Origin of the sequence: Morganella sp. Je.2.23, from assembly GCF_051129855.1 — a bacterium.
Taxonomy (GTDB): Bacteria; Pseudomonadota; Gammaproteobacteria; order Enterobacterales; family Enterobacteriaceae; genus Morganella; species Morganella sibonii.
Window position 1 is genome coordinate 77,370 of sequence record NZ_JBCPSQ010000005.1, and the last position, 12,577, is coordinate 89,946.

Sequence of the window (12,577 nt, forward strand, 5' to 3'; positions counted from 1 at the left end):
TTACTGTTGACTGAGCAGGGCTTCCAGCGCGTTATAGAGTGCGGTGGCACTCTTCTCATAACCCGGACCGGAGAGATGGACTTTATCCGGCCGTGCGAGATCACGCAGCACCCAGCTGTTGATTGCACAGTCGCCGCCCATGAACTGCTGCCAGTCCCAGTAGAGTAAGCCTTCACTTTTCGCGACAGACTTCTGGATCTGCATTACATTGTGCAGATTGGCCGGCTGTTGTGAACGGCAGTCAGGTGCGGTTTTGTTCTTGATGCTGTCGCCCGGGCCGACCAGCAGGATCACCGCATCCGGCATGGTATTGCGGATATTGCGCACCACATTGGTCAGTTGCTGACGGTAGAGATCCAAATCCAGCGTATCATTAAAGGCTTCGTTGGTGCCGTAAGCCAGGATCACCATTTCCGGATCGGTCTGCGCCAGGGTATTCACCCACTGCGGCTGCCATTTTTCCGTCATGGCGATGGTGGCACCGTTGATACCGACAGATGAGAGCATCACACCCGGATGATTGCGGGTAATAAACCAGCCGCCGATATTCAGCGGGCTCTTCTCATTCGCGGTGATGTCTGCCGGGAAGGTCACCGGCACACTGTCAGAAAAACGCCATTCTGAGGACGGCGTCAGGTTCAGCGTGCCGCCTCTGCCGCCGCGTACCGCAACGGAGGCCGGATAACCGGTCTGGTACAGCACCTGCATATCATACTGATAAGAGGACGGATTGCGCTCTTTCATCGTCAGGGTGCTGTGCGGGGTCAGCGGCGAAATAATAAAACCGCCCAGAGGGAAGTTTGGTGCATCATCTTTACGGCTGGTCAGGAATGACCACTGTTTTTTTGGCTCAGTGAAGACGAAGTTTGCTGTGCGCTGCCCGGCAATAATGCTCGGCGGCACAAAGCCAATCCCCGCATTGCCGTAACGCGCCTGGAATTTATCACGCAGCGTGCCGGAGAAAAAATCCGCCGCGGTGTGAGAGTCACCAATCTGGACAATATGAACACGCACGGACGGGTCCCGCAGGCGGTGCGCCAGGCGGCTGAGATTCGGATCGCCGTAGTTGGTCAGATCATTGCGCGACACCGGTGCCGGTGTCTCCGGCTGTATCCACGGTTTATCCTGCGTGTTCTGGCAGGAGAGCAGGGAAAGCGCTGCGGCAAACAGGGCTCCGGCTCCGGCCAGCTTAAGGGGCCACGACGGGCGTTTTTGTTGTTTCATCATGTGTTTCTGTGTTTTCCTGCGCCGCCGGGGTTTCCTCCGGCGCAGCATTAAATTTAATCAGATCAAATACCGTGTCAGCAATGGCTTTCTGACCTTTGTAGGTAAAGTGAATACCGTCACCGCTGCGCAGCTTGATATTGCTGCTGCCGTCACCGGGGTAGTCTGAATAGATATTATCCTGATATTTGAAAATGGTATTCGCGGACAGCCAGATTTCACCGGCATTGTTAATTTCCGTCTGATAAACACCACTCAGATAGTGTACACCATCCGACAGCTTATCTTTTCGCATATTCGGCGGTCCGATCCAGATGACGTCCACACCCTGTATCCGGGCTGTTAACAGAATATCCTGAATCCGCTTGCGGTACTGTGCTTCCCATTCCGGCGACTTAAAGCGCAGATAACGCCCGCCACCCTCCGGCGGCATGTCCCACGGATCATTCGGGCCAAGGAACACCACCAGCAGGCGGATATCCGGGTTGGCTGCCAGAGTGGTTCTGATAGTCTCCGGCCAGTTAAAAAACTTCGGATACGTCAGGCCGGTACTCTGTTTGCTGAGGTTGATACTCTCAATGCCGTAGGCTTTGGCCAGACGGGATTGTAACACAGGCGCGACCCCCTGCATGAGGGAATCACCCGCGAAGAAGACTTTATCCCCGGCGGCCAGGTCAATAACGGATTTCGGTGTCTTTTTCGTCAGGATGTGTTGTGCCACCTGTTCCGGGTTGAGCTTCAGCACAGAACCCGCGATGGCCGGACGTTCCCGGTTCAGCAGTTCAGGGAAGGTGACTGACAGCGCGGCAGCCGGATAACGGTAGCCGTTGATAAAATGCAGCCCCACCTGAAACTCTTCCGGGAATGCCGTATTGCCGGGAACTGCCTCTTCTGCTTCCTCAACAATATGATTGCCCTGTGCATACGTCCACAGCGTCTCTCCGGCGGCCACCACGCCTTCCTGAAGGTAACCCCCGAGATCCCATCCGTAATGCCCCTCCAGCTTCGCCCACGGCGCAGGCTGGTGGTAGGTCTGTTCCCAGTAACGGGCCAGCGGGTTCTGATTCAGCCAGACCAGTGCCACGGTCGCTGTCAGCACAATAAAGACGACCTTCAGTGCCCGCTCGAGATTTTCTGTAAAATCAAAAATTCGCATAGATAAAACCCGGCATTCCTGAAGGAGAGAAAATAAAGACCAGCGTCATAAAGAGTGCCAGCGGTAAAGGATACCAGACCCATGAGATCCGCCGGTAATAGTGTCCGGCGCGGTGATACAGACTGACGCACAGCGGATAGATAATCAGCAGCAGCCAGAAAGCGATAATCAGCGGTGCGCTGGCCGTCACTGAGGCAATAAAGCCGTCAGCGGTCAGCTGAGTCAGCATGGTGACCGCATCACTGAGGGTGGCACTGCGGAAGAAAATCCAGGTCAGACACAGTACATGGAAAGTGAAAATCCGGGCGATCCAGACCCCGGTTTTCTGCCACAGAGTCTCTGCCGGATCAGTGCGCGGCGGCAGCAGTTTGTGTTTGATATTCATCAGCACAATCCCCAGCCCGTGCAGTGCACCCCAGATGATAAACGGCAGTCCGACACCGTGCCAGATCCCGGAAATCACCATCGCGATAAAGGCATTGAGGTTCATCCGCAGCCAGCCCTTGCGGTTACCGCCGAGCGGGATATAAATATAATCACGGATAAAGGTGGAAAGACTGATGTGCCAGCGTGCCCAGAACTCTTTCAGGTTGGTGGCAAGATACGGTGCATTGAAGTTCAGCGGAACCCTGAACCCGAGCAGCATGGCAATCCCGGTAACCAGGTTGGTGTAACCGGAGAAGTTAAAATAGATATTCCAGGCATAGGCATAAACGGCCACCAGGATCTCACCGGCACTGTAATTGACCGGCGAACTGAAGACCGGGTTGGCGAAGTTTTCCGACAGATAGGCACTGAATAAAAACAGTTTTACCATCGCCAGCGTGATCAGCAGCAGCGCTTTTCTGTAATCAATGATTTCCCGTGAGGCCGCCTGCACCTGCGGCATAAAGGCTTTGGCGCGGTTTATCGGCCCGGCGACAATGCTCGGGAAGAAGCAGAGATAGAGTACCACATCCCAGAATGGCGCTTTTTCAATCTCTTTGCGGCAGACTGACACCACATAGCTGACAGAATGAAACGCGTAGAATGATAAGCCCAGCGGAGCCAGCACGGAGAGCACCGGCAGTTCAACCTCGACACCGGCCTGCAGCAGCGCGCTTTGCAGGGATTCCTGCATAAATCCGTAGTATTTGAAAACCGTAAAACAGCCGATGATTCCTGCCGCCAGCAGGCTGTATATGGCCCGTGCGGACAGGCGGCTGCTCAGAATATTGGTCAGCAGATAAATGAACAGGGTATAACCGGCCAGCACATAGGCGAAGCTTGCCTGAAATGAGAAAACAAACAGGTAACTTGCTGCAATTAAAAGAATATTCTGTAAACGGGTCTTTTTTTGACAGAGCCAGTAAATCAGAAAAAAAGCAGTAAAGGAGGCAAGGAATTCAAATGAAAAGAAATTCATATCAGGCTCTGTGCAGGCTTGTTGAAAATGTCATAATTAGCGTGCTGAGTATAATATAAGTTATCAACCACGATTCAATAAGAATGATGAGATGCGATAAAAAAACCCGCGTAATACTCGGATTAGCGCGGGTTTTCGGGTGCCTGTTGCAGTGAACAGAGCAATTATGTGTTTTGGGCGACCTTCTGTGCCGATGTGATCAGTTTTTTGTTACTGTCATACATCTGGCGGAGGTAACGGTTATAAGCATCTCCCTTCTGCGAATAACCTTCCAGCTGACTGATAAGTTCCGGTGTACTCAGTGAGTCATCATCACCCAGACGCTGTTTTGCCCTTTCTGAACGCAGTGAATTATAAGCACGGTGCGTATTCAGATTTTTCATATAAGCAGTGACACTATCCTCAATAGTGCTGTACGCGTAGTAGCCCTGAACCTGTCCGGCTTTGGCACTACAGCCCCGTCCGCAACGCATACCAAAAAGGTTATTGTTGGACTGAGCCAGTTTTGATGTTCCCCATCCTGACTCGGTTGCCGCCTGTGTGGCAACGAAGTGGGTGGGCAGGATATCGACACGGCTCAGCAGCGCGTTCCAGTTGGTGCGCTTAGGCGAGCTGCATGTCATATCATAGCTCCGGCAAAGCTTTCCGAGCTTTGCAATATCACTCTGTGACCAGTGTTTGGCATTCCGGCGTTCCAGTAACCAGGTGCGGTCATTCATGATTTCGCGATTCACTTTGTCAATCGCAGGGACAATGGCATTTAAAAACGCTTTCTTACGGGGTGTACCTGACGCGTATTTCTTCAAATCAGGCAGTGTTTTCAGCAACTGCTTGTTTTGAGACGAATACGGCAAGCTTGTCGTGGTACTGGTTGAGGCAAAGCCCGAACCGGTAAAGAATAGTAAAATCAAGAAAGCGAAGACTGCATTTGTCCTCATCGTATGAGAGGGCATTGCCTTTTCCTCGTTTTATTGTCTGAACAAAAATCGAACGAATACTAGCAAAATACAAAATCCAAGGCCAGCCTTATTATCCATCGTTTAATATTAATGGGGAATGCTTTGACAGGATAAAATCCTGTTTCCTGATTTTATGTATGTCTATTAGTAAGTTAAAACGGACATGAAATGGCAGCCGATTTTAGTAAAAATGGCGGAATAATCCGGGAAATTAATGTTTTTTACGTCGTGCCGCGCCCTGTTTTGCCTCTTTCCCGCGATTTTTGCCGGATATTTTTATCAAAATTTGTGGTCAGTAATACTCAAAATTGAGGATTGCAGTGGTATTGATACGGCCTGCACTGAGCCGGGAAGCATCATAAACATAGTAATATGCCCAGAGACTGAAGCCATTGTTTACTTCAATAAATTTGTCCTTTCCCCATTCAAACAGGTAGGAATCTGCGCGTGGCTGCCGTCCCGGCGGGGTGATCACCAGCGCGCTGTTGTCATTGGTATCCGCATAACGGCCGACCCGGATACCTGCGCCCTGCGCCGCACCCGGTGACGTATCCACAAGGGTTTTCATGTCCCGCAGCCAGACCTGATTGCTGGCCAGATAGGCTTTCACCGGCCGGCTGGTGCGGCCGTTCAGGCGATCATGGCAGGAGATGTCCAGATAAAAGCGGGTCATCCCGGCGGTTTTATTGCGCAGCAACTGTGCTCTGTCAATTTGCGGCAGTTCGACCAATAAATCTGCGTTATTAAAAGTGCAGGTCGTTTCACGCGGCTGATAAATGACATCCAGCGGTTGCAGGAACAGATCTTCGTTATGCTCCGGCCAGTGACCGCTGAGCAGATAACTGATGATATCGAATCCGAGGCGGATAAAAAATGAAATGAGTCCGATCCGCGTGGTGTCTGCCGCTATCACCGCACCGTCAAAACGGTACTGACTGCCGGGAACGGTCACATCGCTGCGTGAGTTTTGCGGCATGACCCGGGCGCTGAGTGTAAAACTTGTCTGAAGGCGATCTGCCGGATACGGATTTCTGCTGTAACCGAATTTCTGTGTGTTGTCCGGACGGATATCGATCACACGGAACTCGACCGGATAACGTCCGTTCTGAAAACCGACCACCACCGAACGTTTTTGCAGATAAGAGGCGTTGGAGACACTGTTGCTGCGTGCGTTGCAACTGAATTCCCCGCTGTAGCGGGTATTGAAATTGAGCGTCGTTTCCGTCTGACGGTAAAAGGTTTCTGACAGATCGGCGATCAGCGGCGGAGCCTGTTTATTGCCGTCGTTGGTGCACTCCGCCTGTGCATAACCGGTCAGCAGTACCAGCAGCGCGGTAAAAAGATACGATTTTCTGAGCATCGGTGATGCCTCCTTATTCCGCACAGCGCAGAGGTGTGCTCTGCGGACCCGGTGTGAGTGTGATGCGGCAGTAACCGCTGTCCGTATCCGTCAGGCGGACATTAATCTGCGCCGGCTGTGTTTCGCTTCTTATATATATGAGGCTGTTCTGCCCGACATAACCGATGCTGTTATTGTCTCCGTCAGTGACTTCCGTTCCGAACGGCAGAGGTTTTCCGTTATGACGTACCGCGTGCAGATAAAATTCCTGCCGGTTATCTGTTCTGAAATTCACGAGTGTCACCGCACCGGCGTAAGGCACGATATCCTGCACATTCCCCAGCAGTTCAGCTGCATTTTCCGGTGCCTGTGAGGCGTCCAGGATCAGCGCATTTTTGCGGTAGGCGGACAGGTACGGCACCAGTACCTGTCCCTGTGTATTGGTGGTGACATTACGGTCATTGTTGACGATGGCATTGGCGGTGCCCGGTACATTCACAATGGCAAAGGTTTCCCCCGGCTGATTGGCGGTGAGAATACCGCCGGACCAGACCACCAGGCTGCCGGTGGCACCGGCGCCGAGCTGGCGGTAGCGGCCGGATTCACTGTAAGACGCATTCAGTGTCGCCGGGGCCGCACGGTAAGCGGCACTGGTGCTGAAGGTTGTGCCACCGGCCTGCTGATGAGCGGCATTGACGTTATAACTGAGAGCATTGCTTTGCCCGGCGGTGCCGCTCAGACCGATATTGCTGCTCTGATAACGGCTGTCTTTTATCATGCTGTTTGCGGTCAGGTACACTTTGCGGCCGGATACCGTCAGCGGGACAGAAAGTGTCAGGTTAATCCGTGTCTCTTCATTATTACTGCTGCCTGCCGGATTGCTGCTGTCTTTACTGTAACGGGTCCGGCCCGCACTGAGGGTGTAATTGATATCCTGCCAGTTATTGGCATAACCCAGCTGATATTCGCGGGTGCTGTCCTGACCGCCCCAATAATCACGCAGCGTACCGGCGAGATACACCGAACCGTAATCCGCGCCGATCCGCTGGTTGATATTGATATTAAAGGTGCTGCGCTGGCGGTAACTCTGTGACTGCGGTGATATCTCACCGGCGGACGCCTGCCGGTTGAGCAGTTCCTGATACTGTACCGCGTCAGTCAGGCTGAAATAGCCGCTGGTGGAGTAACGGTAAGCCGCCAGGGAAAAATTGGTATTGGTCTGATGAATAAACCGGCTGTAGGCCACTTTATAGCTTTCGCCCCGGTAGCGCGGCATGTCCTGATCAAACCGGGCATCAGAATGTGTGACATCCAGCGACAACGCGCCGATTGGCAGGTTAAAGCCGCTGCCGAGCAGAAACGCCTGATAATTTTTTGCCGCAATCATGCCGCCGTAGCCGGTCAGCGTATTGTTAATGCCGTACCGGATATTGAGCTGTGCAAAATCCGGATGGTAAGCATTATCTGTCAGCTGTACTTCGCCGGCATTCAGCTCATAGTTAAAAAGACCTTCTTTTAACATGTTCGGAACGGCGGAGAAGGGCACCATAAAGTGATTGATCTGCCCGTCCGCTTCATTGATTTCGACCTGTAAATCCCCGCCGGAGCCGGTCGGGAGCAGTGAATCGACCACAAACGGGCCGGGGGGAACGCTCTGCTGCCAGATAAGCTGCGAGTCCTGATAAATTTTTACCAGTGCGTTTGTCTGCGCCACGCCGCGTATCACCGGGGAAAAACCCTGCCAGGTGTCGGGATACATACGCATATCTGTTTTCAGTGTCGCACCGCGGAAACGGACGGAATCAAACAGATCTCCGGAGGTGTAGCTGTCTCCGGCACGGAAATCAGATTTGATCGCCGGAAAGCCCCGTTGCAGATAGCGGGTGTTGGTATTCCACTTCGTACTTTGCCCGCTGCTGTAGGTTAGAGAGGACTGATCGCGGAACTGCCAGCCGGCCAGATTCAGACCACTGCTCAGCGTCAGATACGCATTGTCATTATCACTGCCGTCACGTTTATTGGCGGCGTGATAATAGTTAGCGTTATAACTGACCATTGCGGCATTAACGCCCTGATCCCACAGGGACGGATCGACATACCCTTTGAGCACACTATTCAGCATGGCCTGCGGCACATTCAGCATCAGCTGAAATTGCCCGGTATTCAGTGTGTAGCTGTCCGGCGGTATCAGGCTGCTCAGCGCGATATAACCCTCTTCATCTGCCTGCGGCGGCGGCGTCGTGTTACGCAGTCCCAGTTTCGGCACATCGTCCTGCGGTATCAGAATGGTGTGTCCGCTCTGTTGCAGACGCAGGGGGAAGCGTCCCTTCCATTCGCCGTTTACACTGATCTCAACGGTGTATTCGCCGTCGGGCAGAGTATCGTTACGATCAAAACGGGACAGATCTGCTTTGGCAGAATCGCCGTAAAGGAAGTTGGTGTTAAATCCGGCCGCGGCTGCCGGTGTGCTGAACAGCACCGGCAACAGTGAAACAAGGACGGGAAAACGGCAGATATAACGTGACATCAGGCGGCTGTTCAGTTCAGTGACAGCGGATAGGTATTGATGGCACCGAAATCGTCGATCAGTGTCAGTGCATAGTGATTCCCGGCCGGTAATCCGGATACGGCAGGCAGGGTAAACTGAGCGTAAGGTGCAATCATCGTGCCTTCTTCCGCCAGATCACGGTTGTTCGCGGTCTCTTTCAGGCCGAGAATATTAATATGATACGGAGAGTCATTTTTCAGAATATAGTGCTGACCGTCACGGGTGAACGTCAGGCGGGTATGGGCTTTATCCGCACTCAGGGTCAGACCGGAAGGACGGTAAAACAGTTTGATGCGTGAGCGGATAGCAATCTGCATCATATTTTTATCTGCACTGTTTTCCGGCAGTGGCGGAATATCCAGTAAATTCAGATAGAAAAGAGATTCTCTGTCCGCAGGAAGCTGTACCGGCGTCATTTTCACCCGCAACTGCTGACCATTTTTGCCGTCGATTTTCACCACCGGCGGTGTCAGAATAAACGGAACATTGGCCGTTTCCGGGGTGGAATCGGCATTGCCGTCATCAATCCACGCCTGCACTAATGCCTGCTGTGTTCCGGTATTAAATAATTGCACCGGAACTTCCTTACTGCCCTGCGGATAAATAACACGGGTGGAATTAATAATAACATTTGCCCGGCTGACAAATGTCATCGTTAATAACAACAATGTTAAGATTATTTTTTTCATGATGTGTATTTTCAAAAAATCAGACCCCTTTATTAAAAGAGGCCTGAAAATATCAGAAGTAAGACAGGTTATATGTCAGCATGGTATTAATTTTACCGGGCTGAGCTGGTTCGCTGCCGACTTTATAATATTTAGCGTAAAACTGCATAGCGCCGCCGGTGGCTGCAATTTTAGTATCATATGGCATATTTAAATTAATGACTTCATTCGTTTTCTGTGAGGTCAGTGCAATCCCGACATTTTTAGGATTACCTTTTTCATCAGTTTCCTGATTGATCAGATAATTGCCGTTATTGGAAATCAGATTGGTGGATGCAAAATTAATATGCAGTGATTTACTGTCTTTATCACTGGCGTTACAGTCTGATAATTCAATGGAAAATGCTTTTTTCCCTTCATCGATAGCACCCTGTCCGCTGATCTGATTAACAGTGATTGGGTCTAATAATACCGACATGTTCGCATTACCGTTATTAATAGTACAGGTGGCGTCTGTAATAAAACCGGTAAAATTGATGGAACCACCGGATGCGGTAGTCGCCGCAGACGCAGAGTTAGCAACAAAAATAAGAGAAACAGACGCTGCAAGAGCGAATTTTTTATTCATTATCCTCTCCGGGATGGAATATATAATAAATTCAGCAGCGGAATTAATTACTCCGCCTGTAAATTTATTTTCTGTCTGTAATAGTTTTTAGCTGATTCTGAAAAAACAAATCAGCAGGGTTTATTTAGTTAGTAGCATCAATAAGAAATAGTTTTCCCCGGTAATTTTTATTACCGCTGACAGGAAAGAAGATTCTTATACATCAGAATGGAAGGCATAACTAAAACGAAACAGAGTATATAGTCATGAAATGATTAATTGAAGTGTTTTTCTGAACCGGGAATTAAAAGGTGAGTTTTATCTGTAATATCCGGATACAGATAGTTACTTATGGTTTTATATACTGTGTTTTTATGTTACTGCGATGTTATGCGTCAATTGTTGTTAATAGTTTTAAATATTCATTTAAAATATGTTAAAAATCGCAGCATTTAATATTATTTTTTCTTTATGATTATTGTTTGCAATTATTAAGAATAATTATCATTAACTGTATTAACAGCGTAAAATCAATCACTCAGAATGATTCCGGTATAGAATATCGGCACAGTGACAGAGAACTTTAATTATTTTCAACTTTATTTTAGGCGTGACAGGATAGCTATCAGAATTGGCTGATAACGAATGTAATTATTTATATAGATATTATTTCAGGCCGGATCTGAGGGGCGGGCAGCGTACAGCTGCCCGGGCAGGATCAGTTTTTGTTCTGTTTATGGAATGTCAGACGTTCTTCAAAGTAGTCTTTCAGGTGAGATGCCAGCCCGTGGATTTTGTCATCCAGCTGACGAACCAGAAATTCATCACTGTTCATATCATCAACCCGCTGCATCGCGAGGTCATCAACATATACTTTTTCTTCCGGCGTCAGTTGTGCCATTGTCTGTCTCTCTGAATATAGTGGGAATATGGTATGTTACCACGATTTTAACGGATAACACGCAGGTGTCACGATGGATGAAAAACAACTATATCATTATGCCATATGGCTGCTGGGCCGCCGGGAATACGCCGGGGCGGAACTGGCCCGGAAACTGAAACGAAAAATTGCTGAAAAGCAGGAAACGTCCCCGACAGACGAGCATGTTCTGCCCCGTGTGATGACACGGCTGACCGATTCTCAATATCTGGATGATACCCGCAGTATCGTGCTGTTTTTTCAGGCAGGAGTGAGAAAATTACACGGGCCGGTGAGGATACGGCAGGAATTACGTCAGAAAGGCTTTTCCGGTGAACTGATTGATTCGGTTTTTTCCGCACAGGAAACCGACTGGTTTGAGCAGGCCCGTGAGGCAAAAATGAAGAAATTCGGGGAAAGCCGCCCGGCAGACTATAAAGAGAAACAAAAACAGATGCGTTATCTGATGTACCGCGGTTTTACCTCTGATCAGATTTATGAATTGTACTGACGCGATCAGGAATTATTTATTTTTATTCAGTGCCTGCTGTATTGCCTCATGGTAGCGCTGATACAGAAAATCCGTATTGAGCCCAGCCTGCTGTAACTGTACCGCCAGCAATCGTAACCGCTTATTTGTCTGTTCATATTCTGTGCTGTCCGGCGGCAGAACGGACAATAATTCTGCCAGAGAAACGGCTTCCTGCCGGGCCAGTAATGCCGGAGGAAGGTAGCCGGCATTTTTCAGTAAACGGTAGCCGACCCGCAGTTCCGGCGGAACGTGGCTGTCATCATCAAGTGCGAGTGGTTTCCCTTCCCCTGTCAGTCCCTGCAATTCCCCGCTTTCGAGTGCGGCCTGAATATGGCGTTCTGCCAGTGTGTCAAAAATAGTCATGTTGTATCTGTTTCCTGTCACCGGTCACGGCTCCCGCATTATAACAGAACCGGTTTCTGCCGTATAAATAACCTGTTTTAGTCATAAACACCCGCTTTACTACTGAATAATAATTGAATCCTTGTGATGGGTTCAATGAATAAAAATGCATTTTATAGTGTGCCGGTATGTGTTTTTGGTGTTTTTTGAGTAACAGGTGTTATTTGTATCGGAATACGTATTTAAGGAGTATTTTATCGTAATTGTGTATTTTTTTTGTTCTGTCTGTGATGGTGTATTTCTCTGGTGTTTTTAATTGTATCGGATAAAAATCCCGGCAATAGTTATTATTTGGTCAATATTGTTAGTTTAAACACATCAAATAAGTAATTTGGCTTAATGGTAACGCGGGTGTTTTTCATGATAGTAATACTTTTTGTTAATATTGTGTTTATTTTTTATTTCTTATTTGATCGGTGATTTGCTGTGATTTGTATCACAAAGGCTGTTTTTGAGTTAATTTTGTTACCATTGTTACGCGTAAAATGAGCTATTTGTGCTTTTCGTCAAAAAAAGACAAGAAAAAATTAAAGTTTTTTAAATTCGTATTTTTTGCATAAAAATGCATATTTGTACGTGAGGGTAGTATGTATTTTGTTATGTTTTGAAACAAATTGAATAAAGTGTGCATTCATAAACTGTTGGTTTGTTGTTTTGATATTTGATATTTAATTGAAATTAAATTTTGAAAATTAGTATTATCTCGGGTTTAAAATCTTAACGAAGTCAATATTCGGGTTAAAATAAGTAGTATTACTCATCAGAACATACCATTAGTTTTTACTCATTCCATTTGTATTTTTATGGTTATTTATCTT

At 48.8% G+C, this 12,577-nt stretch carries 11 protein-coding genes; 1 reads left to right on the forward strand and 10 read right to left on the reverse strand.

All coding sequences use genetic code 11. From position 1 onward, the window contains the following. The 9 genes from AAZR23_RS15705 to AAZR23_RS15745 all read right to left on the reverse strand — a co-directional run bounded on the left by AAZR23_RS15705 (window position 1) and on the right by AAZR23_RS15745 (window position 10,807). Window positions 1-1,227 (reverse strand): SGNH/GDSL hydrolase family protein, encoded by a 1,227-nt coding sequence (locus AAZR23_RS15705; RefSeq protein ID WP_434693636.1) that lies wholly within the window; start codon window positions 1,225-1,227, stop codon window positions 1-3. Continuing rightward, complete coding sequence (locus AAZR23_RS15710; RefSeq protein WP_218426787.1) at window positions 1,190-2,380, reverse strand: SGNH/GDSL hydrolase family protein; 1,191 nt, start codon at window positions 2,378-2,380, stop codon at window positions 1,190-1,192. The genes AAZR23_RS15705 and AAZR23_RS15710 overlap by 38 nt, the downstream gene beginning before the upstream one ends. After that, window positions 2,367-3,785: an MBOAT family O-acyltransferase gene (locus AAZR23_RS15715; protein ID WP_046894668.1), complete on the reverse strand. Its 1,419-nt coding sequence runs from the start codon at window positions 3,783-3,785 to the stop codon at window positions 2,367-2,369. Before AAZR23_RS15715 ends, AAZR23_RS15710 begins: the two co-directional genes overlap by 14 nt. A gap of 164 nt (window positions 3,786-3,949) precedes the next feature. Further along, the gene (locus AAZR23_RS15720; protein WP_046894667.1) at window positions 3,950-4,738 is read right to left on the reverse strand and encodes a protein bax; all 789 of its coding nucleotides are present in this window, start codon (window positions 4,736-4,738) and stop codon (window positions 3,950-3,952) included. Window positions 4,739-5,036: 298 nt separating this feature from the next. Further along, window positions 5,037-6,104, reverse strand: a complete 1,068-nt coding sequence (locus AAZR23_RS15725; RefSeq protein ID WP_054426245.1) for a fimbrial protein — start codon at window positions 6,102-6,104, stop codon at window positions 5,037-5,039. 13 nt (window positions 6,105-6,117) lie between these two features. Then, entirely contained in the window at window positions 6,118-8,610 is a 2,493-nt protein-coding gene (locus AAZR23_RS15730; protein ID WP_218426785.1) for a fimbria/pilus outer membrane usher protein, read from the reverse strand. Between the two features lie 11 nt (window positions 8,611-8,621). Further along, window positions 8,622-9,320 carry a fimbrial biogenesis chaperone gene (locus AAZR23_RS15735; RefSeq protein WP_166708629.1) on the reverse strand — a complete coding sequence of 233 codons (699 nt, stop codon included), beginning with the start codon at window positions 9,318-9,320 and terminating at the stop codon, window positions 8,622-8,624. Between the two features lie 52 nt (window positions 9,321-9,372). After that, window positions 9,373-9,927, reverse strand: a complete 555-nt coding sequence (locus tag AAZR23_RS15740) for a fimbrial protein (RefSeq protein WP_434693640.1) — start codon at window positions 9,925-9,927, stop codon at window positions 9,373-9,375. Window positions 9,928-10,624: 697 nt separating this feature from the next. Continuing rightward, window positions 10,625-10,807: a hypothetical protein gene (locus tag AAZR23_RS15745; RefSeq protein WP_107679211.1), complete on the reverse strand. Its 183-nt coding sequence runs from the start codon at window positions 10,805-10,807 to the stop codon at window positions 10,625-10,627. Window positions 10,808-10,880: 73 nt separating this feature from the next. Between AAZR23_RS15745 and AAZR23_RS15750 the strand changes: the two genes are divergently transcribed. Next, on the forward strand, window positions 10,881-11,336 hold the full coding sequence (locus AAZR23_RS15750; protein WP_107679210.1) for a regulatory protein RecX: 456 nt from the start codon (window positions 10,881-10,883) through the stop codon (window positions 11,334-11,336). 12 nt (window positions 11,337-11,348) lie between these two features. Here AAZR23_RS15750 and AAZR23_RS15755 read toward each other — a convergent pair whose 3' ends face one another. Then, window positions 11,349-11,720, reverse strand: coding sequence for a DnaJ family domain-containing protein (locus tag AAZR23_RS15755; protein ID WP_166708627.1), 372 nt, complete (start codon window positions 11,718-11,720; stop codon window positions 11,349-11,351). Window positions 11,721-12,577: the final 857 nt, after the last annotated feature.

Coding starts and splice junctions, on each gene's coding strand:
- AAZR23_RS15755 (WP_166708627.1), bottom strand. CDS start 11,720: ATGACTATTTTTGACACACTGGCAGAACGCCATATTCAGGCCGCACTC.
- AAZR23_RS15705 (WP_434693636.1), bottom strand. CDS start 1,227: ATGATGAAACAACAAAAACGCCCGTCGTGGCCCCTTAAGCTGGCCGGA.
- AAZR23_RS15715 (WP_046894668.1), bottom strand. CDS start 3,785: ATGAATTTCTTTTCATTTGAATTCCTTGCCTCCTTTACTGCTTTTTTT.
- AAZR23_RS15735 (WP_166708629.1), bottom strand. CDS start 9,320: ATGAAAAAAATAATCTTAACATTGTTGTTATTAACGATGACATTTGTC.
- AAZR23_RS15725 (WP_054426245.1), bottom strand. CDS start 6,104: ATGCTCAGAAAATCGTATCTTTTTACCGCGCTGCTGGTACTGCTGACC.
- AAZR23_RS15730 (WP_218426785.1), bottom strand. CDS start 8,610: ATGTCACGTTATATCTGCCGTTTTCCCGTCCTTGTTTCACTGTTGCCG.
- AAZR23_RS15720 (WP_046894667.1), bottom strand. CDS start 4,738: ATGCCCTCTCATACGATGAGGACAAATGCAGTCTTCGCTTTCTTGATT.
- AAZR23_RS15745 (WP_107679211.1), bottom strand. CDS start 10,807: ATGGCACAACTGACGCCGGAAGAAAAAGTATATGTTGATGACCTCGCG.
- AAZR23_RS15710 (WP_218426787.1), bottom strand. CDS start 2,380: ATGCGAATTTTTGATTTTACAGAAAATCTCGAGCGGGCACTGAAGGTC.
- AAZR23_RS15740 (WP_434693640.1), bottom strand. CDS start 9,927: ATGAATAAAAAATTCGCTCTTGCAGCGTCTGTTTCTCTTATTTTTGTT.
- AAZR23_RS15750 (WP_107679210.1), top strand. CDS start 10,881: ATGGATGAAAAACAACTATATCATTATGCCATATGGCTGCTGGGCCGC.